Annotated in this window: 22 protein-coding genes and 3 tRNA genes; 16 read left to right on the forward strand and 9 right to left on the reverse strand. The window is 74.3% G+C overall.

All coding sequences use genetic code 11. The features are described from left to right. The first annotated feature begins 6 nt into the window (after window positions 1-6). The 6 genes from ACFTZA_RS00895 to purM all read left to right on the forward strand — a co-directional run bounded on the left by ACFTZA_RS00895 (window position 7) and on the right by purM (window position 10,286). Window positions 7-1,563 (forward strand): RNB domain-containing ribonuclease, encoded by a 1,557-nt coding sequence (locus ACFTZA_RS00895; protein ID WP_378189744.1) that lies wholly within the window; start codon window positions 7-9, stop codon window positions 1,561-1,563. Between the two features lie 9 nt (window positions 1,564-1,572). After that, a complete protein-coding gene (locus ACFTZA_RS00900) occupies window positions 1,573-1,944 on the forward strand; it encodes a sterol carrier family protein (RefSeq protein ID WP_378189746.1) in 372 nt (123 codons plus the stop codon). A gap of 289 nt (window positions 1,945-2,233) precedes the next feature. Continuing rightward, window positions 2,234-7,027, forward strand: a complete 4,794-nt coding sequence (locus ACFTZA_RS00905) for an ExeM/NucH family extracellular endonuclease (protein WP_378189748.1) — start codon at window positions 2,234-2,236, stop codon at window positions 7,025-7,027. Between the two features lie 119 nt (window positions 7,028-7,146). After that, on the forward strand, window positions 7,147-7,488 hold the full coding sequence (locus ACFTZA_RS00910; protein ID WP_378189749.1) for a histidine kinase: 342 nt from the start codon (window positions 7,147-7,149) through the stop codon (window positions 7,486-7,488). Between the two features lie 34 nt (window positions 7,489-7,522). Further along, window positions 7,523-9,070 (forward strand): amidophosphoribosyltransferase, encoded by a 1,548-nt coding sequence (purF, locus tag ACFTZA_RS00915; RefSeq protein WP_378189752.1) that lies wholly within the window; start codon window positions 7,523-7,525, stop codon window positions 9,068-9,070. 76 nt (window positions 9,071-9,146) lie between these two features. Further along, window positions 9,147-10,286 carry a phosphoribosylformylglycinamidine cyclo-ligase gene (purM, locus tag ACFTZA_RS00920; RefSeq protein ID WP_378189754.1) on the forward strand — a complete coding sequence of 380 codons (1,140 nt, stop codon included), beginning with the start codon at window positions 9,147-9,149 and terminating at the stop codon, window positions 10,284-10,286. Between the two features lie 105 nt (window positions 10,287-10,391). Here purM and ACFTZA_RS00925 read toward each other — a convergent pair whose 3' ends face one another. Further along, entirely contained in the window at window positions 10,392-10,601 is a 210-nt protein-coding gene (locus ACFTZA_RS00925; protein WP_378189756.1) for a DUF3073 domain-containing protein, read from the reverse strand. 344 nt (window positions 10,602-10,945) lie between these two features. Here ACFTZA_RS00925 and ACFTZA_RS00930 point away from each other — a divergent pair, with 344 nt between their 5' ends. Continuing rightward, a complete protein-coding gene (locus tag ACFTZA_RS00930) occupies window positions 10,946-11,158 on the forward strand; it encodes a BldC family transcriptional regulator (protein ID WP_075828910.1) in 213 nt (70 codons plus the stop codon). A gap of 302 nt (window positions 11,159-11,460) precedes the next feature. On the opposite strand, the gene ACFTZA_RS00935 is transcribed toward ACFTZA_RS00930, so the two are convergent. The 5 genes from ACFTZA_RS00935 to ACFTZA_RS00955 all read right to left on the reverse strand — a co-directional run bounded on the left by ACFTZA_RS00935 (window position 11,461) and on the right by ACFTZA_RS00955 (window position 12,786). Next, the gene (locus ACFTZA_RS00935; protein ID WP_378189759.1) at window positions 11,461-11,766 is read right to left on the reverse strand and encodes a DUF3618 domain-containing protein; all 306 of its coding nucleotides are present in this window, start codon (window positions 11,764-11,766) and stop codon (window positions 11,461-11,463) included. Beyond that, window positions 11,763-12,185, reverse strand: a complete 423-nt coding sequence (locus tag ACFTZA_RS00940) for a phage holin family protein (protein WP_378189761.1) — start codon at window positions 12,183-12,185, stop codon at window positions 11,763-11,765. The genes ACFTZA_RS00935 and ACFTZA_RS00940 overlap by 4 nt, the downstream gene beginning before the upstream one ends. 209 nt (window positions 12,186-12,394) lie before the next feature. After that, window positions 12,395-12,467 (reverse strand) — tRNA-Phe (locus ACFTZA_RS00945). A 54-nt stretch (window positions 12,468-12,521) separates the two neighbouring features. Continuing rightward, window positions 12,522-12,595, reverse strand: a tRNA-Asp gene (locus ACFTZA_RS00950). Window positions 12,596-12,713: 118 nt separating this feature from the next. Then, window positions 12,714-12,786 (reverse strand) — tRNA-Glu (locus tag ACFTZA_RS00955). A gap of 80 nt (window positions 12,787-12,866) precedes the next feature. Here ACFTZA_RS00955 and ACFTZA_RS00960 point away from each other — a divergent pair. From ACFTZA_RS00960 to ACFTZA_RS01000, 9 genes are all read left to right on the forward strand, one after another. Further along, complete coding sequence (locus tag ACFTZA_RS00960; protein ID WP_378190077.1) at window positions 12,867-13,211, forward strand: metallopeptidase family protein; 345 nt, start codon at window positions 12,867-12,869, stop codon at window positions 13,209-13,211. A 48-nt stretch (window positions 13,212-13,259) separates the two neighbouring features. Then, complete coding sequence (locus ACFTZA_RS00965) at window positions 13,260-13,601, forward strand: ArsR/SmtB family transcription factor (RefSeq protein ID WP_378189763.1); 342 nt, start codon at window positions 13,260-13,262, stop codon at window positions 13,599-13,601. Further along, a complete protein-coding gene (locus ACFTZA_RS00970; RefSeq protein ID WP_378189765.1) occupies window positions 13,598-14,527 on the forward strand; it encodes a cation diffusion facilitator family transporter in 930 nt (309 codons plus the stop codon). Before ACFTZA_RS00965 ends, ACFTZA_RS00970 begins: the two co-directional genes overlap by 4 nt. A gap of 29 nt (window positions 14,528-14,556) precedes the next feature. After that, window positions 14,557-15,552, forward strand: coding sequence for a UDP-glucose 4-epimerase GalE (galE, locus tag ACFTZA_RS00975; RefSeq protein WP_378189767.1), 996 nt, complete (start codon window positions 14,557-14,559; stop codon window positions 15,550-15,552). A gap of 87 nt (window positions 15,553-15,639) precedes the next feature. After that, the gene (locus ACFTZA_RS00980) at window positions 15,640-16,551 is read left to right on the forward strand and encodes a phytoene/squalene synthase family protein (RefSeq protein ID WP_378189769.1); all 912 of its coding nucleotides are present in this window, start codon (window positions 15,640-15,642) and stop codon (window positions 16,549-16,551) included. Beyond that, window positions 16,548-18,251, forward strand: coding sequence for a phytoene desaturase family protein (gene crtI, locus ACFTZA_RS00985; RefSeq protein ID WP_378189771.1), 1,704 nt, complete (start codon window positions 16,548-16,550; stop codon window positions 18,249-18,251). The genes ACFTZA_RS00980 and crtI overlap by 4 nt, the downstream gene beginning before the upstream one ends. A 7-nt stretch (window positions 18,252-18,258) precedes the next feature. Continuing rightward, complete coding sequence (locus ACFTZA_RS00990; RefSeq protein ID WP_378189773.1) at window positions 18,259-18,651, forward strand: lycopene cyclase domain-containing protein; 393 nt, start codon at window positions 18,259-18,261, stop codon at window positions 18,649-18,651. Beyond that, on the forward strand, window positions 18,648-18,959 hold the full coding sequence (locus ACFTZA_RS00995; protein WP_378189775.1) for a lycopene cyclase domain-containing protein: 312 nt from the start codon (window positions 18,648-18,650) through the stop codon (window positions 18,957-18,959). The genes ACFTZA_RS00990 and ACFTZA_RS00995 overlap by 4 nt, the downstream gene beginning before the upstream one ends. Further along, on the forward strand, window positions 18,956-19,828 hold the full coding sequence (locus ACFTZA_RS01000; RefSeq protein ID WP_378189777.1) for a prenyltransferase: 873 nt from the start codon (window positions 18,956-18,958) through the stop codon (window positions 19,826-19,828). The genes ACFTZA_RS00995 and ACFTZA_RS01000 overlap by 4 nt, the downstream gene beginning before the upstream one ends. A gap of 90 nt (window positions 19,829-19,918) precedes the next feature. Here ACFTZA_RS01000 and ACFTZA_RS01005 read toward each other — a convergent pair whose 3' ends face one another. From ACFTZA_RS01005 to ACFTZA_RS01015, 3 genes are all read right to left on the reverse strand, one after another. After that, on the reverse strand, window positions 19,919-20,809 hold the full coding sequence (locus ACFTZA_RS01005; protein WP_378189779.1) for an SDR family oxidoreductase: 891 nt from the start codon (window positions 20,807-20,809) through the stop codon (window positions 19,919-19,921). Window positions 20,810-20,977: 168 nt separating this feature from the next. Continuing rightward, on the reverse strand, window positions 20,978-22,396 hold the full coding sequence (locus tag ACFTZA_RS01010) for a D-alanyl-D-alanine carboxypeptidase family protein (protein ID WP_378189781.1): 1,419 nt from the start codon (window positions 22,394-22,396) through the stop codon (window positions 20,978-20,980). 413 nt (window positions 22,397-22,809) lie between these two features. Continuing rightward, entirely contained in the window at window positions 22,810-23,220 is a 411-nt protein-coding gene (locus ACFTZA_RS01015; RefSeq protein WP_378189783.1) for a hypothetical protein, read from the reverse strand. Window positions 23,221-23,259 lie beyond the last annotated feature (39 nt).

Genomic DNA, 23,259 nt, shown 5'->3' on the forward strand with positions numbered 1-23,259 from the left:
CGGGGCGTGCCCAGCCGACACGTGCGTCTCGTCCCCGCGCCGGCCCCGGCGGCCGCCGACGTCGTCCTGGAGGCCCTCGCGACGCTGCGCCGCGAGATGGAGGTCCCCGACGACTTCCCGCCCGAGGTGGTCGACGAGGCCGAGGTGGCGGCGCGGCGCACCGCCGACGACGGGACGACGGCGGGCGGGCCGCAGGACCGCCACGACCTGCGCGACCTGCCGTTCGTGACGATCGACCCGCCCGGGTCGATGGACCTCGACCAGGCGCTGTTCCTGGAGCGCGCCGGTGACGGGTACGTCGTGCACTACGCGATCGCGGACGTCGGCGCGTTCGTCGTGCCGGGCGGCGCGCTCGACACGGAGGTCCACGAACGGGGGACCACGCTGTACGCGCCCGACGGGCGCACCCCGCTGCACCCGGCGGTGCTGTCCGAGGGCGCGGCGAGCCTGCTGCCCGGCGAGGACCGCCCGGCCGCCGCGTGGCGCATCGCGCTCGACGCCGCGGGCGAGATCGTCGACGCGACGGTGCGTCGCGCCGTCGTGCGCTCGCGCGAGCGCCTCACGTACGAGGAGGCGCAGTCCCGCGTCGACGGCCCCGGCGGGGCGTCGCCCGCGGACGCGTCGCTCGCGCTCCTGCGCACCGTGGGCGAGCTGCGCCGCGCGCGCGAGCACGCGCGCGGGGGCGTGTCGCTCGAGGTGCCGGAGCAGGAGGTCGTCTCGCACGACGACGGCTCGTTCGGGCTCGTCTTCCGCTCGACGCTGCCGGTCGAGGGGTGGAACGCGCAGCTGTCGCTCCTCACGGGCATCGCGGCCGCCCGGATCATGCGTGCGGGCGGCGTGGGCGTGTTCCGCGCGCTGCCGGCGGCCGACCCGCGGGACGTGGCACGCCTGCGGCGCACGGCGCGCGCCCTCGGCATCGCGTGGCCGCGCGAGACCGCGTACGCGGACCTCCTGCCGACGCTCGACGCGGCCCACCCCCGCCACGCCGCCTTCCTCACGGAGGCGACGTCGCTGTTCCGCGGGGCGTCCTACGAGGCGTTCGGCGGCACCGGTCAGGAGCCCGGCGTGCCCGACGACGCGGCGCACGCCGCGATCGCCGCGGAGTACGCCCACGTCACCGCGCCCCTGCGCCGGCTCGTGGACCGCTACGGCACCGAGGTGTGCCTCGCCCTGTGCGCCGACGAGCCGGTCCCCGGCTGGGTGCTCGACGCGCTGCCCGGCCTGCCGCGCACCATGGGCCGCACGGGCCAGCGCGCGAGCGCGTACGACCGGGCGGTCGTCGACGTCGTCGAGGCGGCCCTGCTCACCGGCCGGGAGGGGCAGGCCTTCGACGCCGTCGTGGTCGACGTCGACGACGAACGCCGACCCGGGGGCGACGGGACCCAGGGCCCGACCGTGCTCCGCGGCCACGTCGTGCTCGCGGAGCCGGCCGTGCGCGCCCCGGCGGAGGGGACCGACCTGCCGCTCGGCGAGCCGGTCCGCGCGACGCTGCGCGAGGCGTCCGTCCGAGAGCGCCGGGTCCGCTTCGAGGTCGTGGCCCGTCCCGACGACGGCGCGCACTAGCCTGGCCGCATGTCCGCCCGACGCCGCACCGACCCCTCCGCAGGACGTCTCGCCCTGGCCGCGTGGCGGGACGGGCGGGCCGAGCGTCGTGACGTGACGACGGCCGTCCGCTTCACGCTCGAGGAGCTCGCCGACGTCGCGCCGGGACGCACGGTCGAGGTGCGCGTGCCGCCGGCGGGTGCCGTCCAGGCGGTCGAGGGACCGCGCCACACGCGCGGGACGCCCCCGAACGTCGTCGAGACGGACCCGCAGACGTGGCTGGGCCTCGTCACCGGAGAGATCGCCTGGACCGAGGCCGTGGCGGACGGTCGCGTGCGGGCGTCGGGGGAGCGCGCCGACCTCTCCGCGCTCCTGCCGCTGCAGGCCGCCCGGCGTCGCTGAACGCCGCGGTCGAGCGCCGCGGCGCCGACCGCGTCACGGATTCGTCACGTCGGCGCCGCAGGTCTGGCGGGCGTCGGTGCCCGGGGCTAGCGTCCGTGGCACGACCGGCGACCGCCCGGGCCGGCGCCGCTGCACGACGGTGTGCGGCGACGTTCGCGCGGTGGTGATCCGGCGGCAACCGACCGTTCACACGCGTCCGGTGCGATGTCCCTGGCGCAGGGACGTCGACCACGGGGGGCGTGGACGACCGGCTCTGCCGGGCCGAACGCACGAGATGAAGGAGTCAGGCGTGTCCCATCACCAGAACCCGCGGCGACGGAGAGGGGTGGTGGTGGCGAGCACGCTCAGCGCGGCGCTCGCCCTGCCCCTGTCCGCGACCGCGGCCACCGCAGCCACGTCCACGGCGGGGACGGCCGGGTCCGCCCTCGCCGCGGCCGCGGACGGCTCGGGCGTCGTGATCAACGAGGCCTACCTGAGCGGCGGCAGCGCGAACGCGCCGTTCACCACCAAGTTCGTCGAGCTCTACAACCCCACCGCCGCGGACGTCGCGCTCGACGGCTGGTCCGTCCAGTACCGCTCGGCGACGGGGACCGGTGCCTCGAACGGCACCGTCGCGCTCTCCGGCACCATCGAGGCGGGCGGGTACTACCTCGTCGCCGGAGGCTCCAACGGCTCGAACGGGTCGTCGCTGCCGACGCCCGACGCCGAGGGAGGCCTGAACTTCCAGGGCCAGAACGGCACGATCGCCCTCGTCTCCGCGCCCGGCGCGGTCACGCTCCCCGTGGGCGACGTCGTCGGCGCGGACGAGCGTGTCGTCGACCTGCTCGGCTACGGCTCCTCGAACACGTTCGAGACCTCTGCCGCACCCGCGGGCCGGGCGAACAACGCGGGCGGATCCCTCAACCGGGCCGACGCCGCGGACACCGACGACAACGGCGCGGACTTCGTCGTCCTCGACGCCGTGACGCCGCAGAACGGCGGCGGCAGCGAGCCCGAGCCGGAGCCCGAGCCCGAGCCGGGCGAGGTCGTCCCGATCGACGAGATCCAGGGAACCGGTGCCGAGAGCCCGCTCGTCGGGCGGACGGTGACGACGCGCGGCGTGGTCACGGCGACCTACCCGACCGGTGGCTACGACGGCTTCTACCTCCAGACGGAGGGCACGGGCGGCGACCTCGGCGAGGAGCACGACGCGTCCGACGCGGTCTTCGTGTACTCGCGGACCGCGGCCGAGCAGGTCCAGCCGGGCGACCACGTCGAGGTGACGGGCGTCGTGGGCGAGTACTTCACGCTGACGCAGATCACGCCCGCTGCCGGTGGCTGGTCCGTGCTCGACGAGCCCGCGGAGGAGGTCAAGCCCGCCGCCGTCGCGTTCCCCGCGACCGACGCCGAGCGCGAGGTCCTCGAGGGCATGCTCGTCGCGCCGGCGGGTGACTACACGATCGCGGACAACTACGACACGAACTACTACGGGTCGTTCCTGCTGGCCGCCGGCACCGAGCCGTTCCTCCAGCCGACGTCGGCAGGCCGTCCCGGCAGCCCGGAGGCCGCGGCGGCCGTCGCGGACCGTGCCGCGCGCGCGGTCGTGCTCGACGACGGCGCGACGACCAACTTCAACGGGTCGGACAACAAGTCGGTCCCGCTCCCGTACCTCACGGGCGGCGCTCCGGCGCGCGTGGGCGCCGGTGTCACGTTCACGACGCCGGTCGTCCTCGACTACCGCTTCGACGCGTGGACGTTCCAGCCGCTGACGCACCTGCGTGCGGGCGAGGGCGGCAACGCCGAGGCGGTGCAGCCCGCGACGTTCGAGAACACGCGCGAGGACGCTCCCGCCGAGGTGGGCGGCGACCTCTCCGTCGCGACGTTCAACGTGCTGAACTACTTCACGACGACCGGCGACCAGCTCTCCGGCTGCCAGTACTACACGGACCGCACGGGCGACCCCGTCACGGTCCGCACCGGCTGCGACGCACGCGGCGCGGCCGAGGCGGAGGACCTCGAGCGCCAGCAGACGAAGATCGTCGCGGCGATCGGCGCGCTCGACGCCGACGTGGTGGCGCTCTCGGAGATCGAGAACTCGGCGCGGTTCGGCAAGGACCGCGACCAGGCCCTGTCCGACCTCGTCGCGGCGCTCAACGAGGCCGCGGGCGCCGAGGAGTGGGCGTTCGTGCCGTCCCCGGGCGCGCTGCCCGCCGAGGAGGACGTCATCCGCCTCGCGTACATCTACCAGGTGGACGCCGCCGAGCCGGTGGACGAGTCGCGGATCCTTCTCGACGACCCCGCGTTCGGCAACGCGCGCGAGCCGCTCGCGCAGGTGTTCCAGCCCGTGGGTGGGATCTCCGAGGGCCCCACGTCGGCCGAGGACGACGTGCTCGTCGTCGCGAACCACTTCAAGTCGAAGGGGTCAGGCTCGGGCGAGGACGCCGACCAGGGCGACGGCCAGGGCGCGTCGAACGCGTCGCGCGTCCGGCAGGCCACGGCGCTCGTCGGGTTCGCCGAGGACGTCGCGGCGGACGCCGGCACGGACAAGGTCCTGCTCGTCGGCGACCTCAACTCCTACTCCATGGAGGACCCGCTCGAGGTGCTCAAGGACGCCGGCTACGTCGACCTCGGCGCCACGACCGGTGAGCAGACCTACCTCTTCGACGGCTACGTCGGCTCGCTCGACCACGTCTTCGCGTCGCCGGCGGCGGCCGAGGCCGTGACGGGCACCGACGTGTGGAACATCAACTCCGTCGAGCCCGTCGCCAACGAGTACTCGCGGTACAACTACAACGCGTCGATCCTCTACGACACGACGCCGTTCCGGTCCTCCGACCACGACCCCGTCCTCGTCGGGCTCGACCTCGGTGGCGACACCGACCCGGGCACCACGACGATCGACCTGCTCGCGATCAACGACTTCCACGGGCGGATCGACGCCAACACCGTGAAGTTCGCCGGCACCATCGAGCAGCTGCGTGCCGAGAACCCGGACGGGACCGCGTTCGTGTCCGCGGGCGACAACATCGGTGCCTCGCTGTTCGCGTCGGCGCTGCAGGAGGACCGGCCGACGATCGACGTGCTGAACGCGCTCGACCTGGCCACCTCCGCGGTGGGCAACCACGAGTTCGACCAGGGCTTCGACGACCTCACGGGTCGTGTGGCGGACGCCGCGGACTGGAACTACCTCGGGGCGAACGTCTACGCCAAGGGCACGCAGAACCCCGCACTGCCCGAGTACGACGTCATCGAGATCGACGGCGTCCAGGTCGGGTTCGTCGGCGTCGTCACGCAGGAGACGCCGTCGCTCGTCACGCCGTCGGGCATCGAGGACCTCGACTTCGGCGACCCCGTCGAGGCGCTGAACCGGGTCACCGCGCAGCTCCAGGACGGCGACGCCGCGAACGGCGAGGCGGACGTGGTCGTCGCGCTCGTCCACGAGGGCGCCGGCGCGGGCACGCCGGACGGCTCGACGCTCGAGGAGGAGGTGGCCGCAGGCGGCGCGTTCGCCGAGCTGGTCACCGAGACCGATCCCCGCGTCGCGGCGTTCTTCACCGGCCACACCCACAAGCAGTACGCGTGGGAGGCCCCGGTCCCGGGCGTCGAGGGCGCGACCCGCCCGATCGTCCAGACCGGCAGCTACGGCGAGTTCGTCGGGCACATCACCCTCACCGTCGACACGGAGACGGGCGACGTCGTCGACCACTCCGCGGAGAACGTCGCGCGCACCACGACGGCCGACGACGAGCTCGTCGCCGCCTACCCGCGCGTCGCCGAGGTGAGCACGATCGTCACCGAGGCGCTCGAGGAGGCCGAGGTCATCGGCGCCCAGCCGGTGGGCGAGGTCACGGCCGACATCACGACGGCGTTCGCCGGCGGCTCGTACGTGGACGGCGTCTGGACGGGCGGTACGCGTGACGACCGCGCGTCCGAGTCGGCCCTGGGCAACCTCGTGGCGAACTCGCTGCGCGACACGCTCGCAGACCCGGCCCGCGGCGGCGCCGACCTCGGCGTCGTCAACCCGGGCGGCCTGCGCAACGAGCTGCTCGTGGGCGAGGACGGCGTGATCACGTACGCCGAGGCCAACGCGGTCCTGCCGTTCGTCAACAACCTGTGGACCGTGACGCTCACGGGCGCGCAGGTGATCGAGATGCTCGAGCAGCAGTGGCAGACGAACGAGGACGGCACGCGCCCGTCGCGCCCCTACCTCGCGCTCGGGCTCTCGGACAACGTGAGCTGGACGGCCGCCACCGCGGACGGCAACGCGGAGCCCGGTGACAACGTGCTCTCGGTGACGATCGACGGCGAGCCGATCGACCTCGACGCCGAGTACCGCGTCGCGACGTTCTCGTTCCTCGCGACCGGTGGCGACAACTTCCGGGTGTTCACCGAGGGCACCGACCCGCGCGACTCGGGTCTGGTCGACCGCGAGGCGTGGATCGCGTACCTCGCGGACAGCTCCCCGCTGTCGCCGTCGTTCGCCCGGTCGCGCGTCGTCGTCGGCGAGCTGCCGGGGCCGGTCGCCGCGGGCGAGGACGTGAGCGTCACGCTCTCGCACCTCGACCTGACGTCGCTCGGGGCGCCGCAGAACACCGAGGTGGCGGGCTACCTCGTGCCGCGCGACGGCACGTTCGACCCGGCGGCTCCGGGCGATCCCGTCGCCACGGCGCCCGTCACCGACGGCGCGGCGACGCTCACGGCGACCGTGCCCGCCGGGACCGCGGAGGGCGCGTACGACCTGTGGGTCGTCGCGTCGCCGAGCGGCACGGTGAGCCGGGTCCCGGTCACCGTGGAGGCGGGCGAGCCGCCCCGTGACGTCGAGCTCTCCGACGTCTCGGTCCAGGTGCGCTGCCTCGCGGGCACCGCGTACGTCGCCGTGCGGGCGACGAACGCGGAGGACGTGCCGCTCGACGTGCGCCTCGTCACGCCGTTCGGCGAGAGGAAGTTCACGAAGGTCGCGCCGGGCAGCTCGGCGTACCACGTGTTCGCGACGCGCCAGTCCTCGGTCGAGGCCGGGGAGGCGACCGTCGCCGCGTACTACTGGGACGGCGTCGGCCACTACGAGCGCTACGAGCTCGAGTACGACGCCCGCTCCTGCGGGTGACGTGACGCGATGAACGAGGCCGCGACCCGGGTTCCGTCCGACGGACCCGGGTCGCGGTGCGTCCGGCGCCTCCCGCGCGGTCCCGGCCCGCTCCCAGGGAGCGCGGGTAGGGTCGTGCCGTGAGCAGCGAGCAGTCCTCCGTGCCCGACGACGCGGCCTCCGCGCCCGGGACGCCCGAGACGGGTCGGGCCGACGAGGTCGACGTCGAGGGCGTCGTCGACCGGGCGACCGTGCGCCGTGCGCCGCGCTACCGCGCGTTCTTCACCGTGGGCATCCTCCTCGGGCTCGTCGTCGGCCTCGGCGTCGGCGGGGCGTGGCTGCAGTCACCCGCCGCCGCCCCGGTGTTCAAGCCGGGGGTCTACTTCACCGTCATCCTCGTCGCCTGCACCGCGCTCGGCGCGGGCGTCGCCGGCGTCTGGGCCGTGATCGCCGACCGACGGAGCCTGCGCGGCCGCCGCTGACACTCTCGCCGACCCCTGTGGGACACTGAGGTACGTGGCCCCCCGCGGAGATGGACTTCTCAACCACGACCTCATGCCCGGCGAGAAAGGCCCGCAGGACGCCTGCGGCGTCTTCGGCGTCTGGGCACCCGGTGAAGAGGTCGCCAAGCTCGCCTACTTCGGCCTCTACGCCCTGCAGCACCGCGGGCAGGAGTCGGCCGGCATCGCGACGAGCAACGGCGAGCAGATCCTCGTCTACAAGGACATGGGCCTCGTCTCGCAGGTCTTCGACGAGACGGCGCTCAACGCGCTGACCGGGCACATCGCCGTCGGCCACTGCCGGTACTCCACGACCGGTGGCGTGACGTGGGAGAACGCTCAGCCGACGCTGGGCGCGACCGCGTCCGGGACCGTCGCGCTGGGCCACAACGGGAACCTGACGAACTCCGCGGAGCTCGTCAACCTCGTCGCCGAGCGCTACGGCAGCCAGCGACGCGGCGAGCTCGCGCGCGGCAACACGACCGACACGGCGCTCGTCACCGCGCTGTTCGCGGGCGACGCCGACCACACCCTCGAGGCCACGGCGCTCGAGGTGCTGCCGCGGCTGCGCGGCGCGTTCTCCCTCGTGTTCATGGACGAGCGCACCCTGTACGCGGCGCGCGACCCGCAGGGCGTGCGACCGCTGGTGCTCGGGCGGCTGGACCGCGGCTGGGTCGTCGCGAGCGAGACGCCGGCCCTCGACATCGTCGGCGCGTCGTTCGTGCGCGAGGTCGAGCCGGGCGAGCTCATCGCGATCGACGCCGACGGCCTGCGCTCCCAGCGCTTCGCGCCGACCGAGCGCGCGGGCTGCGTCTTCGAGTACGTCTACCTCGCCCGCCCCGACACGTCGATCAACGGCCGCTCCGTGCACGCCGCGCGGGTCGAGATGGGCCGGAGCCTGGCCCGCGAGTACCCCGTCGACGCCGACCTCGTGATCCCCGTCCCCGAGTCGGGGACGCCGGCCGCTGTGGGCTACGCCGCGGAGTCCGGCATCCCGTTCGGGCAGGGCCTGACCAAGAACGCGTACGTCGGCCGCACGTTCATCCAGCCGTCGGACACGCTGCGCCAGCTCGGCATCCGGCTCAAGCTCAACCCGCTGCGCGAGGTCATCCGCGGCAAGCGCCTCGTCGTCGTCGACGACTCCATCGTGCGCGGCAACACCCAGCGGGCGCTCATCCGGATGCTGCGCGAGGCGGGCGCCGCGGAGGTCCACGTGCGCATCAGCTCCCCGCCCGTGAAGTGGCCGTGCTTCTACGGCATCGACTTCGCGTCCCGCGCTGAGCTCATCGCCAACGGCCTGTCGCCCGAGGAGATCGGGCAGTCCCTCGGGGCGGACTCCCTCGGGTACATCTCGACGGAGGGCATGATCGCGGCCACCGAGCAGCCGGCGTCCCAGCTCTGCGCCGCGTGTTTCACGGGCCGGTACCCGATCGAGCTCCCGCCCGACGACCAGCTGGGCAAGCACCTGCTGGAGCAGGCGGAGCTCCCGCTCGGCGCTCCCGAGGACGGCCTGCGCTCGCTGTCCGTGAGCGCCGGCGGCGCCGGCGCGCTGCAGCACCCGTGACTCCCGCCCGCGTGGCACCCGCTGTGCTGGCGACCCGCACCTCATCGACGACACCGCGACCCCTGGAGAACCGACCGTGACTGCCGACGCGCCGCAGGACCCCGCCGGCCTGACCTACGCCGCCGCGGGCGTCGACACCGAGGCCGGCGACCGCGCGGTCGAGCTCATGAAGGACGCCGTCCGGCGCACGCAGGGCCCGCAGGTGCTCGGGGGTGTGGGTGGCTTCGCCGGCCTCTTCGACGCCGCCGAGCTCACGCGCTACCGCCGCCCGCTGCTCGCCACGTCGACCGACGGCGTCGGGACGAAGGTCGCGATCGCCCAGGCCATGGACGTGCACGACACGATCGGCTTCGACCTCGTCGGCATGGTCGTCGACGACATCGTCGTCGTCGGCGCGAAGCCGCTGTTCATGACCGACTACATCGCCTGCGGCAAGGTCGTGCCGGAGCGCATCGCGGGCGTCGTCCGCGGTATCGCGGCGGCCTGCGAGGTGGCGGGCACGGCGCTCGTCGGCGGCGAGACGGCCGAGCACCCGGGCCTGCTCGCCGAGGACGAGTACGACGTCGCGGGCGCCGCCACGGGCGTGGTCGAGGCCGACGCGCTGCTCGGTCCCGACCGCGTGCGCGAGGGCGACGTGCTCCTCGGCCTCGCGTCCTCCGGCCTGCACTCCAACGGCTACTCGCTCGTGCGCGCCGTGCTGCGGCACGCCGGGTGGGGCCTCGAGCGTCATGTCGACGAGCTCGGGCGGACGGTCGGCGAGGAGCTCCTCGAGCCCACGCGCGTCTACGCGAGCGACTGCCTCGCGCTCGCCGCGGACGACGCCGCGCAGGTCCACGCGTACACGCACGTCACCGGCGGCGGCCTCGCCGCGAACCTCGCACGCGTCCTTCCCGACGGCCTCGTCGGTGTGGTGGACCGTGCGAGCTGGGACGTCCCGCCGGTCTTCCGCCTCGTGCGCGACCTCGGCGGCGTGCCGCGCGGCGACCTGGAGAGCACCCTCAACCTCGGTGTCGGGATGGTGGCGGTCGTCGGTGCGGACGGCGTCGACGCGGCGCTTGCGCGGTGCGCGGCGCTCGGGCTGCCTGCCTGGGTCCTCGGGTCCGTCGAGTCGTACGACCCGGACGCGCTGCGGGGTCTCGCCGCGGGCGACCTCGTCGCGGGGACGAAGGGCGTGCAGGCGGGCGCGGTCCGGCTCGTCGGGGACTACCGGGGCTGAGGACCGGGACGCACGACGACGGCGCGACCGCCTGCGGGCGGTCACGCCGTCGTGGAGCAGAGGTGGATCAGGGCTCGCAGCGGGCGCGAGCGCGAGAACCGACCGTCAGCGGTCGTCGGACCAGTCGTTGTAGCGCTGGTCGTAGCGCTCGAGGTCGTCCGGCGACTCGGCGCCGAAGCGGGAGTCCGTCACGACATCCGTGTGGCTGTGACCGGTGAGCTCCTGCTCGAGAGCCCTGTAGTTCGTCTCGGGGCTGTAGTACTTCAGCGCACGAGCGACCTTGGTCTGCTTTGCCTTCTGACGGCCGCGGCCCATGGCTCCGACCCCCTCAACGTAGAAGCGGGGCGGCAACGTGCTCAGACGTGCGGCCCCGGGGTGTTGTTTCGTCTGTTCAGGGTCCAACGGTACATGCTCGGGCCCTATTCCATCCACTCAGGAGACGTGGTCCGGACCTCTTCCACGACCGCCCCGCCGGCCGGAATGCCGCAGGACCGCCGATACGACCCTTCCGGCCATAGACCGCCTAATTCACCCCACCGGTACCGCTCCGTCAAGTCGCCCCAAATCCGCATCCTGCGACAATGGACAGAACTGCGATCGTGCTGTCGTCGTGATCCGGGGCATCCGCCGGACCAGCGCGAACCAGGAGGAGGTGCCCGATGTCCATGCACGGTGAGTCCGAGGTCTTGCTCACGCCCGCCGAGGTCGCCAGCCTCTTCCGGGTCGATCCGAAGACCGTCACCCGGTGGGCGAAGGCCGGCAAGCTCTCGTCGATCAGGACGCTGGGTGGTCATCGCCGGTACCGCGAGTCCGAGGTGCGAGCGCTCCTGGGCGCGGCCAGCGAGCCTGCCGAGGGCGCCGACAAGGGCTGACGGCACGGGTAACGCTAGAGCACGGCCCGGGCGAGGGCAAGGGTCTGCTGCGCCCGGAAGAACGCTGTCACGCCAGCGTGTCGTCACGGACGACGACCGGTCTCGCGGCGGCGTGCGGCGGTGGTCGCCGGAGGAGGCGCGGGGCGGCGAGGGAGCGCTCCCACCTCCACGCGACGCAGACCGATCACGACGGACCGCGGAGCACGACGACGGTCCGCGGAGCACCGCGCGGCGTCACCCCGGGCAGGGCGCGCCGGCCCGGGGCGCTGGGCGCTCGGCAGGCGGCGCTTCGCCGCGCCGGGTCAGGAGGAGCGCTTGCGCACGATCCCCGTCACGACCAGGACCACTGCCGCGGCGGCGGCGCCCAGCAGCACCTTCACGTTGCGCGAGCGCTCCGGGTCGGACTCGGGCATGCCGCCGCCCGAGAAGAGCGCGCCCGTGTCGGACGCCGCCTGCTTCGCCTGCCGGGCGACGTGCGAGGCCTGCACCCGCGGGTCGAGCCGGGTGGCGAGCTCGTCGACCGTGCCCGCGAGCTCGGCGCGCGTGCGCGCGATCTCGTCCTCGAGCTGGGACTGGGACGGGGCCGGTGGCGTGTGGGCGGTGCTCACGAGCGCACCCCCTTCTTGATCGTCTCGACGTCTTCCTTGATGCTGTCCACCGCGGTGGTGGGAGTGGGCGGCACGCCGCGCTGGAGCTGCTTGACGCCCACGAACGCGAGCCCGCCGGCGACCAGGACCAGCACGAGGCCCACGATGAGAGCCGCGAGCCACGTGGGCATCACGGTCGCGAGCCCCTCCATCCCCGCGGCGAAGAGGAAGCCGAGGCCGTACAGGACCAGCACCGCGCCCACGACGAGGAGCCCGGCGCCGACGCCGGCGTGCTTGGCCTTCTCCTTGAGCTCGGCCTTGGCCAGCGCGATCTCGGACCGGACGAGCCTGGTCGCCTGCTCGGAGAGGCGCTCGACGAGCTGCCCGACCGTCGGCTTCTGCTCCTCGGGCGGTATGCGCCCGTCGATCCAGTCGCTCATGTGCTCACCCTCTCGCCGGTGGATATGCGTCCAACTCAACCGGCACCCACCCGGCTCCGCAACTTCCGGGCAGGTCAGGGCCGCCGGCGGGCGGACACGGCGGCCGTCCCCGGAGCTGCTCCGGGCGGCTCGTGGCACGTGCGAGCGCGGGCGAGAGGCCGTCCTCGACGAGAAGACCCCCACCCGGTGCCCGGGTGGGGGTCTCGCGGTGGCTCCGACCGGCGTCGATCCGGTGACCTTTCGATTTTCAGTCGAACGCTCTACCAACTGAGCTACAGAGCCCTGACACGAAAGCCCGGGCGGTCGTTGCCGACCGTTCCGGGCACTCGCCTCGCGCGACCCTGACGGGACTTGAACCCGCGACCTCCGCCGTGACAGGGCGGCGCGCTAACCAACTGCGCTACAGGGCCTTGCTGTTCTCCACGTCCGCCGTTCGGCGACCCGCTTTCGAACCGTGAGGATCGTACCGTACCGGCGAGCCGATCCGTAAATCGGCTGGTGAGGACCCGGTCCCGCGACGATCCCGCGTACCCCCAACGGGATTCGAACCCGTGCTACCGCCGTGAAAGGGCGGGGTCCTAGGCCGCTAGACGATGGGGGCTCGAGGACGTCGGCCAGTGTACAGGCGGCGCCCGGGCCCGTGCGGACCCGGGGACGGGGCAGGATGGACCCGTGGTGGAGATGTCGCGCGAGGAGTTCGAGGACGCGGTCCGGGACGGACTGGACCTCGTGCCCGCCGACCTCGCGGCGCAGATGGACAACGTCGTCGTGCTCGTGGAGGACGACGCGCCGCCGGAGGACCCGGAGCTGCTCGGGATCTACGAGGGCGTGCCGCTCACCGAGCGCGACCACATGTGGGCGGCGGGGTCCCTGCCCGACCGGATCACGATCTTCCGCAACCCGACCCTGGCCCTCTGCGAGACGCGCGAGGACGTCGTCGAGGAGGTGGCGGTCACGGTGGTCCACGAGATCGCCCACCACTTCGGCATCGACGACGAGCGGTTGCACGAGCTCGGCTGGGCCTGAGCCGCGGCAGGGCTCGCCCGCATCGACGGCGGGCGATAACATCGCTGTATGACGATGAATGAGCGGCCGATGCGCGGGGCCGGCGCCACTGCGCACGACCACGACGCGGTCGCGCGGCTCCTGCACGCCCTGGCGGATCCCAGCCGCCTCGCCCTCGTGCACCTGCTCACGGGCACCGAGCGGCGCGTGGTCGACCTGACCCGCGAGCTCGGGCTCGCGCAGTCCACCGTCTCCGCCCACCTGACGATGCTGCGCGACGCGGGCGTCGTCGCCGTGCGGCGCGAGGGTCGCTCGTCCTGGTACCGGCTCCTGCGACCGGAGGTCGCCCACCTGCTCGCCGACGCCGAGCACGTCGCGCTGGCAGCCGTGCCGCACGAGGAGGCCTCGTGACCGGCCACCACCACGGGTCCGCCGCCCACGCCCACGCCACGGCGACGGGCGCGCACCGTCGCCGCCTCGCCGTCGTGCTCGCGATCACCCTGACGGTCATGGTGGGCGAGGTGGTCGGCGCGCTCGTCTCGGGGTCGCTCGCGCTCCTCGCCGACGCGGGCCACATGCTCACCGACGCCTCGGGCATCGGGCTCGCGCTGCTGGCCGGCTGGCTCGCGGCGCGCCCGGCGACGACGCGGCGCACCTTCGGCTGGCAGCGCGCCGAGATCCTCGCGGCCATGGCCAACGCCCTGGTCCTCGGGTTCGTCGCCGTCACGGTGATCGTCGAGGGCGTCGGCCGGACGCTGTCGCCGGACCCGGGCGTCGACGCGGGCATCATGATCGGGGTCGCCGTCGTCGGGCTCGTCGCGAACGTGGTCGGCCTGCGGATCCTCGCCCCGGGGCAGGGTGAGAGCCTCAACGTGCGCGGGGCCTACCTCGAGGTGCTGGGAGACCTGCTCGGGTCGGTCGCCGTCGTCGCGGCGGGCGTCGCCGTCGCCGCCGGGTTCCCGCGCGCGGACGGGATCGCGTCCGTCGCGGTGGGCCTGATGATCCTGCCGCGCGCGGTGCTGCTGCTGCGCGACGTCGTGCACGTCCTGCTCGAGGCCGTCCCGGCCGGTGTCGACCTCGCCGAGGTGCGCGCGCACATGGAGGGTGTGCCCGGCGTCGTCGGCGTCCACGACCTGCATGCCTGGACGATCACGTCCGGCGTGCCGGTGCTGTCGGCGCACGTCGAGGTCGAGCCGCGCCTGCTCGACCGCGGCGACGGCACGCAGGTGCTGCGCCGGCTGCGGACCTGCCTGAGCGGGCACTTCGACGTGGACCACTGCACGTTCCAGATCGAGCCGCCGGACATGCGCAGCACCGAGACGTCGGCGCACCGCTGACACCGGGAGCTCCCCGCTAGGCTGGCGCCATGACGATCCTGGTGACCGGCGGAGCGGGGTACATCGGGGCGCACGTGGTGCGCCTGCTGCAGGAGCGGGGCGAGGAGGTCGTCGTGGTCGACGACCTCAGCACCGGCCGGGCGGAGCGCGTCGGCGACGCGCGGCTCGTCCAGGTGGACGTCGCCGCGCCGGAGGCCGTGGACGTCCTCACGCGGGCGATGACGGAGCACCAGGTCCGCGCCGTCGTGCACTTCGCCGCCCGGAAGCAGGTCGGCGAGTCGGTCGAGAAGCCGGCCTGGTACTACCAGCAGAACGTCGGCGGGTTCACGAACCTCGTCACCGCCATGCAGGCCGCGGGCGTCGACCGGCTCGTGTTCTCCTCCTCGGCGGCGACCTACGGGATGCCGTCGGTCTCGATGGTCGAGGAGAAGCTGCACGCCGAGCCCATCAACCCGTACGGCGAGACGAAGCTCGTGGGCGAGTGGCTCGGCCGCGCGGCCGCCCGCGCCTGGGGCCTGCGGTTCGTCGCGCTGCGGTACTTCAACGTCGCAGGCTCCGGCTGGCCCGAGCTGGGCGACCCGGCCGTCCTCAACCTCGTCCCGATGGTGCTCGACCGGCTCGAGCGCGGGGAGTCGCCGAAGATCTTCGGCGACGACTACCCGACGCCCGACGGCACGTGCATCCGCGACTACATCCACGTGCTCGACCTCGCCCAGGCGCACCTGGCCTCGCTCGACTACCTCGGCGCCGACGAGCGCCCCTTCGACGTGTTCAACGTCGGGACGGGCGAGGGCTCCTCGGTGCGCGAGGTCATCGACGAGATCGGTCGCGTGAGCGGTCTGGACGTGACGCCGGAGGTGTTCCCGCGCCGCGCCGGCGACCCGCCGCAGCTCGTGGGGGACCCGCGCCGGATCAACGAGGTGCTCGGCTGGCGGGCGACCAACGGGCTGCCGGAGATCATCGCGTCGGCGTGGGAGGCGTGGCAGACAGGGCCCCGGCGCATCGAGGTGCCCGCCGACGTGTGATCTGCACCGCCGCGTGAGACGATGTGTTCCTCAGCATGCTGAGGAACGCGCGCCGGCGCGTTCTCGACGACCGGACGGGGTGGTGGCGTGGGCGCCGAGCAGGACCTGTACGACCGTACGGCGGCGCGCACGAGCCGCGTGGTGCTGGCGTCGTACTCCACGTCGTTCGGCCTCGGTGCGCGGCTGCTCGACCGCGCGACGCGCGACGGCATCGACGCGGTGTACGGCCTCGTGCGCATCGCCGACGAGGTGGTGGACACCCGTCGCGGCGACGGCGCGGGTGAGCTCCTGGACGAGCTCGAGGCCGAGACGGCGCGTGCGCTCGAGCGCGGCTGGTCGACCAACCTCGTCGTGCACTCCTTCGCGCGCACGGCGCGGCGGTGCGGCATCGGGCACCGCGAGGTGGACCCGTTCTTCGCGTCCATGCGCACCGACCTCACGGTGCAGGTGCACGACCGCGAGAGCTACGAGCGCTACGTGTACGGCTCCGCCGAGGTCGTCGGCCTCATGTGCCTCGCCGTCTTCCTCAACGCCGACCGCCGGCCCGAGGAGCCGCTGACCGCGGCCGACGAGACGCTCGAGCGCGGCGCCCGCGCGCTGGGCGCCGCGTTCCAGAAGATCAACTTCCTGCGCGACCTGCGCACCGACTACGCCGAGCTCGGCCGGCGCTACCTGCCGGGCGTGGTGCCGGACCGCCTGCGCCGGCGCGACGTCGACGCGTTCTGCGCGGAGGTCGAGGCCGACCTCGCGGCGGCGCGCGCCGCGCTGCCGGGCCTGCCCGTCCGGGCGCGGATCGCCGTCGCCGCCACGGTCGCGGTGTACGAGCGGCTGCTCGCACGCCTCCACGCGACGCCGCCCGACGAGATCCTGCGGACGCGCGTGCGCGTGCCGGACACCGTGAAGGTCGCGCTCGCGGCGCGCGCGGCGAGCACGCAGCTGATCGGCGAGGTCGCGGCCGGGCGCGCCCGGACCGCCGGGCGCACCCGGGTCCTCGCGTGAGGGCGCCGCGGGTCGCCGTGGTCGGCGGCGGGATCGCCGGCCTCGCGACGGCGGCCCTGCTCGCGCGCGGCGGTGCCCGCGTCACCCTCCTCGAGCGGCACGACGCCGTGGGCGGCCGGGCGGGGACGCTCGAGGTGGACGGCTTCCGCTTCGACACGGGCCCGTCGTGGTACTTCATGCCCGAGGTGTTCGAGCACTACTTCGCTCTGCTCGGCGAGCGCGTCGAGGACCACGTCGACCTCGTGCGGCTCGACCCGGCGTACCGCGTCTTCTTCGAGCCGGGCGGTTCCTTGGAGCCGGACGGCGGGGTCGCGCCGGGCGAGGCGGGGATCGGGGCGCCGACGCTCGAGGTGACGCCGGACCGCGCCGCGACCTCGGCCGCGTTCGACGCCCTCGAGCGCGGGGCGGGGGCCCGCATGGGCGCCTACGCCGACGCCTCGAGCGAGGCGTACCGCCTCGCGCTCGAGCACTTCCTCTACACGACGTTCGAGCGCCCCGACCGTGCGCTCGCGCCCGAGGTGCTGCGCCGGCTGCCGCGGCTCGCACGCCTGCTGACCCGCTCCCTCGCCGAGCACACCGCGAGCACGGTCGACGACGAGCGCCTGCGTCAGGTGCTCGGCTACCACGCGGTCTTCCTCGGCTCGTCGCCGTACCGCGCGCCGGCGCTGTACTCCCTCATGAGCCACCTCGACCTCGTCGACGGCGTGTTCTACCCGCGCGGCGGCATGTACACGGTCATCGAGGCCATCGAGCGCCTCGCGCGCGCCGAGGGCGTGGACGTCCGCACCGGCGTCGAGGTCGAGGCGATCGAGGTCGAGCCCGGCGCCCGACGCCGCGGACGCGCGACCGGCGTGCGGCTCGCCTCGGGCGAGGTGCTGGCCGCGGACCTCGTGGTCTCGGCGACGGACCTGCACCACACCGAGACGCGCCTGCTCGACCCGCGGTGGTCGACCCGGCCGCAGGCGTGGTGGGACGCGCACGGCCCCGGGGTGTCCGCGCTGCTCGTGCTCGCAGGCGTGCGCGGCGAGCTGCCCGAGCTGGCGCACCACTCGCTGTTCTTCACACGGGACTGGCCGCGCAACTTCGACGCGATCCTCGGCTCCGGCCCGGCGAGCGACGTGCGCGAGCTCCACGTGCCCGAGCCCGCGTCCCTCTACGTGTCGCGGACCACCGCGACGGACGGGCCGTCGTCGGCCGCCCCCGCGGCGCCGCCCGGGCACGAGAACCTGTTCGTCCTCGTGCCGTTCCCGGCCGACCCGGCGCTCGGCGCGGACGAGCCGTCGCAGCGCGCCCTGGAAGGTCTTGCCGACGGCTACCTCGCGCAGGTCGGCGCGTGGGCGGGGATCGACGACCTCCCCGGACGCGTCGTCACGCGGCGGGTGCTCGGCCCGGCCCACTTCGCGACGGAGATGTCGGCGTGGCGCGGCGGTGCGCTCGGCATGGAGCACACGCTGCGGCAGTCGGCGCTCTGGCGCCCGGGCGTGGTGTCGCCGCGCGTCGACGGGCTGTACCACGCCGGGTCTGGCACGATCCCGGGCGTGGGACTGCCGATGTGCCTGATCAGCGCCGAGCTCGTCGCCAAGCGGCTGCTCGGCGAGACGTCCGCGCGCCCCCTGCCCGCCCCGCTGCGGCCCGGGTACCTCGCGGCGAGCCGTCGTCCCGAGCGGCTCGGCACGACCGCGGCGGCGGTGCGCCGGTGAGCGGCCGATGACCGGGCTGCTCTACCTCGCCGCCCTGCTGGGCGCGATCACCGGCATCGCGCTCCTGGACCGACGGTTCCGCCTCGCGTTCTGGGCCGACCGGCGACGCACGGTCCTCACCGTCGGGATCGCCGTCGTCGGCTTCCTCGTCTGGGACCTCGTGGGCATCGGGCTCGGGATCTTCTCGCGCGGCGAGGCGCCGTACATGACGGGCCTCCTGCTCGCGCCGGAGCTGCCCGTCGAGGAGGCGGTGTTCCTCACGCTGCTGTGCTACAACGCGCTCGTCGCCTGGCGCTGGTTCGACCGTGTCGCGCGCCGGCGCGCCGCCGCACGGGCGGGCACGACCGGTGCCGGACCGGGCGCGCCGCGCGACACCGGCCCGGGGGAGGCGCGCCCGTGACCAACATCGTGCTGAACGTCGTCGTCATCGCGCTCGTCGTCGGCGTCTCCTGGCGCGTCCTGCGCCGACTGCGCCCGAGCGGCCTCGTCTGGACGACCGTGCTGCTGCTCGTGCTGACGCTCGTCTTCGACACGCTCATGATCGCCGTCGGCCTGTACGTCTACCACCCCGACCGCATCCTCGGCGTGTACGTCTGGGGCGCCCCGCTCGAGGACTTCGCCTACCCGGTGGTCGCCGCGCTCGCGGTGCCGGCGCTGTGGGAGGTCCTGGGGCGTCGTCGTGCCCCCGACGCTGCGGGGGCGCCGTGAGGGACGTCCTCGCCGCCTCGCGGCCGTTCTCCTGGATCAACACCGCCTACCCGTTCGCGGCCGGCTACCTCGTCGCCACCGGTGGGCGCGTGGACGTCGCACTCGTCGTCGGCACCCTGTACTTCCTCGTCCCGTACAACCTGCTCATGTACGGGGTCAACGACGTCTTCGACTACGAGAGCGACCTGCGCAACCCCCGCAAGGGCGGGATCGAGGGGGCGCTCGCGGACCCGGCCACGGCGCGCGCGACGCACCGGCGCATCCTGTGGGCGTGCGTCGTCACGAACGTGCCGTTCCTCGTGTGGCTGCTCGCGCTCGGCGACGCGTGGGCCGCGGTGACGCTGCTCGTCGTCGTCCTCCTCGTGGTGGCCTACTCCGCGCCCGTGCTGCGGTTCAAGGAGCGGCCGTTCCTCGACTCGTTCACCTCGGCGATGCACTTCGCCGGGCCGCTGCTCTACGCGCTCGTGCTCGTGGACGCCGACCTCGCGGCGCGCACGGTGTGGCCGGTGCTCGTCGGGTTCGTGCTGTGGGGCATGGCGTCGCACGCGTTCGGAGCGGTGCAGGACGTGCGTGCCGACCGCGAGGCGGGGATCGGCTCGGTGGCGACCGTGATCGGGGCGCGGGCCACGGTGCTCGCCGCGGCGGGCGCCTACGTCGCCGCCGCCGCGGCGCTCGCCGTGCTGCCCTGGCCGGGGGTCCTCGCGGCGCTGCTCCCGCTCCCGTACGCGGCGAACGTCCTGCGGTTCCGCGGGGTGACGGACGCCGACTGCGAGCGCGCGAACGCGGGCTGGCGGACGTTCCTGTGGCTCAACCTCGTCACGGGCTTCCTCGTGACGATGCTGCTCATCGCGCAGGCCCTGACCGCGTAGCGGGCTCGACGCGTCGCCCCGCGCACGCCCGACGCGCGGACGGCCGGCCCGGGAGCACCGGGCCGGCCGTCGCGCTGGTCGTGCGGCGGCTCAGAACAGCTTGCCGCCGGTGACGGCCAGGTGGTCGCCGGAGATGTAGCTCGACTCCTGCGACGCGAAGAACACGTAGGCGGGCGCGAGCTCGGCGGGCTGGCCGGGACGGCCGAGCGGCGTGTCGCCACCGAACTGCTCGACCTTGCCCTCCGGCATGGTCGCCGGGATGAGCGGCGTCCAGACCGGGCCGGGCGCCACGGCGTTGACGCGGATGCCCTCCTCGGCGAGCTGCTGGGCCAGGCCGCGCGTGAAGTTGAGGATCGCGGCCTTCGTCGTCGCGTAGTCGAGCAGCTGCGGGCTCGGCTCCGACGCCTGGATCGACGTGGTGTTGATGATCGCGCCGCCGCGGGGCAGGTGGTCGAGCGCGGCCTTCGTGATCCAGAACAGCGCGTAGAGGTTCGTCTTGAGCACGCGGTCGAGCTGCTCGGTCGAGATGCCGCGCAGGCCCTCGTCCTGCGCCATCTGGTACGCGGCGTTGTTGACGAGCACGTCGAGGCCGCCGAGCCCGTCGACGGCGTCCGCGACGAGCTGTCGGCAGAACGACTCGTCGCGCACGTCGCCGGGGAGCAGGACCGCGCGGCGGCCGGCCTTCTCGACCCAGTCCGCGGTCGTCCGGGCGTCCGCCTCCTCCTCGGGCAGGTAGCCGATCGCGACGTCGGCCCCCTCGCGCGCGAACGCGATGGCGACGGCCCGGCCGATGCCGGAGTCGCCGCCCGTGATGAGTGCGCGCTTGCCCTCGAGCCGGCCCGAGCCGACGTACGACGACTCGCCGTGGTCCGGCTCCTGCGACATCTCGCCGGTCGTGCCCGGGGGCTGGAGGTCGTCCGCCGGCTGCTCCGGCCGCGGCTCCTGCGTGGTGGGGTCCTGCGGGGTGGTCTGGTCAGGCATGGAGGTCCTCCGGTCTCGTGTCCAGGGGTGCTCCCAGGATGCGGCCGACCCGGCGTGCTCGCACCGGCTCGCGCTCCGGGAACGACGGCGCCCCGCGTCCGAGGGTGGACGCGGAGCGTGGTCGTGCGGTGCTGGGCCCGGGCGGGAGACCTGCGCCGAGCCGGTCGGTCAGGACAGGTCGCCGAACTCCCAGTGCCACGGCTCGTTCTTCGAGCCCCCGGCGCGGGCCCACTCCGGGTTGTCCCAGCCGAGGGCCGGGGCGTTGGCACGCATCCACTCGTACTGCGCCGTGCCGTAGGCCTCGACGCCGCCGCCGAGGTCGAGCGCGAGGGCCCACCCGTGGTTGGACGTGCCGGGCACGGCGGCGAAGTACCCGCGGGACGCCTTCACCGCCACCTGCGACTCGTACGAGCGGTACGAGTCCGTCACCGAGAGGTCGGTGCCGAACGCCTCGCGGTACTTCGCGTTGAGCGCCTCGATCTGGTGGTCGGCGTCGCAGCGCAGCAGCTCGCCGGGCGCGAACGACAGCTCGCACAGCGCCTCGGCCGGGATCTGCCCGTTGCCGAAGCCTTCGGTGGACGTGGCCCACGCATCGAGCTGCGCCGCGATCTCCTCCGGCGAGGGCGGTGCGGGGGCCGCGGCGGGGACCTCGGGAGCGGGCGGCGGCGGGGCCGCCTCGACGGCGATCTGGGCCTCGGAGGCGTCGAGCAGCGTGCGCAGCTCGGTCGTGAGGGCCGCGATCTTCTCGTCGTTCGCCTCGGCCTCCGGCGCGGGCGCGACCCCGGCGGGGGCCGAGGCGTCGCTCGTGGTCTCCTCCGCGGCGTCTCCCGCGGAGTCGGCCGACCCGTCGGCCGCGGGAGCCTCGCCGTCCTCGTCGGCCGGGGCGGACGCCGCCTCGGCGGCCTCCGCGTCCTCGGCCGACAGGGCGACGAGCGGCGCGGCGAGGGTCGGCGCGTCCTCGAGGGGCGCGGCGAGCTCGTCGAGCGGGGTCCGTGCGGTGGAACGGCTCGCGCGGTCGCCGTCGCGGGAGGCCAGGGCCTGCGCCGTCTCCTCGTCGGTCGTCGCGGCGGCGTCCTTCGCGGGGGCGTCCTGCGGTGCCGCGTCGGTCGCGGTCGTGCCCGCCCCGGTGTCCGTCCCCGCGCCGGTGCCGCCGGCCGGGGTGGCGGCCGCGGACGACCTGGCGTTCGCGAGCGCCGTCTCCAGCGCGGCGCGCGCCTTATCGATCTGGGCGGCCTTGTCGCCGGGGATGGCCGCGGAGGACTCGCGCGTGAGGAAGTCGGCACGGACGAGCTCGTCGCTGGCCGCGTCGACGACGGCGGGGTCGGCCGTCACGACAGGGGTGCCGAAGGCGGTCGCCGCGGGGCTCGCGGCCGCGGAGGACGCGCTCCGGGCGGTGGGCGCGCCGTCGAACAACGTCGCGGTGGCGGTGCTCGCCGTGAGCGCGACGGCCGCGACCGCGGCGCTCGCACCGACGAGCGATCGACGGGTCAGGGACCCGGCGGCACGGTGCGCGAGCCCGGCACCGAGGCGGGCCGTGGCGTCGAGCGCCGTGAGGACGGAAGGACGGGAGGCGGTGTGACGGCCCATGTTCAGCACTCCTCGCCGGTGGTCGGCCGGCGGGTCGCGCGGGCGTCGGGAAGCAGCAGAGACAAGCGAGCAGGTTCCGATCGTGAGGGGCGGTGGCCGGGCGCGGCGGCCGGCTGGCCGCTGTGGACGCGCGCGAATCGCCCGGGAGCGGGCGGTGACCACGATGGCGTGCGGGGCGTGGTGGAGCGGTCGGGCCGCGCACACCACGGTGCCGACGGTGCGGGTCGCGGTGCGGACCACTGGCCCCGACGGCTGTTCAATCCTCAACTAGACGCACGTCCAGACAGCCCGAAATCCGCGAGGATGCGTCGCGAATCGCGTGCGAGGCCGGTGCGCGGCGTGTGAAGACCGCCCGTCCCTCGCGTCTCGCGGCCACGCACACCTCGTCGTGAGCCGCCGTCAGCCCTCAGCAGTCAGTCGTCGGCGCTCGCGGTGACGAGGTCGAGCAGCGCGCGGGCGTAGGCGTCCGCGGGATCGGCGGCCGGGAACCGGCGCTCGGTCCCGAGCAGCTCCGTGCGCACCGCGTACCCGGCGTCGGTGCGCTCGAGGGCGCGGAACGTCCCGCCCAGCAGGTCCCGCAGCTGCCCCTCGAGGGGGTGCCACAGCGCGTCCTCGAGCGCGACGGAGTCGAGCGCCCACTCCGTGGTGCCGTTGAAGCCGAGGACGACCCCGGTGTCGAACTCGTGCGGCTCGATCGTCATGTCGCTCACCGTGTAGACGTCGCCGCCCGGCCCGGTCGCGAGGAGGCGGAACCGGTCGCCGGACACCGGCGCCCACCGCAGCCCGGCGTGACACAGGGCGAGCGCCAGGTCCCACGAGATCATGCGGCCCACCGTAGGGCGCGCCACGGCGGCGTGCTCGTC

It is taken from the genome of Cellulosimicrobium sp. NPDC057127, from assembly GCF_042670945.1.
In the GTDB taxonomy this organism is placed as follows: Bacteria; Actinomycetota; Actinomycetes; order Actinomycetales; family Cellulomonadaceae; genus Cellulosimicrobium.

Bases quoted from the DNA above. Each gene is read 5' to 3' on its own strand.
- ACFTZA_RS01010 (WP_378189781.1), bottom strand. From the start codon at position 22,396: ATGGGCCGTCACACCGCCTCCCGTCCTTCCGTCCTCACGGCGCTCGAC.
- ACFTZA_RS01005 (WP_378189779.1), bottom strand. From the start codon at position 20,809: ATGCCTGACCAGACCACCCCGCAGGACCCCACCACGCAGGAGCCGCGG.
- ACFTZA_RS01015 (WP_378189783.1), bottom strand. From the start codon at position 23,220: ATGATCTCGTGGGACCTGGCGCTCGCCCTGTGTCACGCCGGGCTGCGG.
- ACFTZA_RS00925 (WP_378189756.1), bottom strand. From the start codon at position 10,601: ATGGGCCGCGGCCGTCAGAAGGCAAAGCAGACCAAGGTCGCTCGTGCG.
- ACFTZA_RS00940 (WP_378189761.1), bottom strand. From the start codon at position 12,185: ATGAGCGACTGGATCGACGGGCGCATACCGCCCGAGGAGCAGAAGCCG.
- ACFTZA_RS00900 (WP_378189746.1), top strand. From the start codon at position 1,573: ATGTCCGCCCGACGCCGCACCGACCCCTCCGCAGGACGTCTCGCCCTG.
- ACFTZA_RS00930 (WP_075828910.1), top strand. From the start codon at position 10,946: ATGTCCATGCACGGTGAGTCCGAGGTCTTGCTCACGCCCGCCGAGGTC.
- galE (WP_378189767.1), top strand. From the start codon at position 14,557: ATGACGATCCTGGTGACCGGCGGAGCGGGGTACATCGGGGCGCACGTG.
- ACFTZA_RS00960 (WP_378190077.1), top strand. From the start codon at position 12,867: ATGTCGCGCGAGGAGTTCGAGGACGCGGTCCGGGACGGACTGGACCTC.
- ACFTZA_RS00965 (WP_378189763.1), top strand. From the start codon at position 13,260: ATGACGATGAATGAGCGGCCGATGCGCGGGGCCGGCGCCACTGCGCAC.
- ACFTZA_RS00990 (WP_378189773.1), top strand. From the start codon at position 18,259: ATGACCGGGCTGCTCTACCTCGCCGCCCTGCTGGGCGCGATCACCGGC.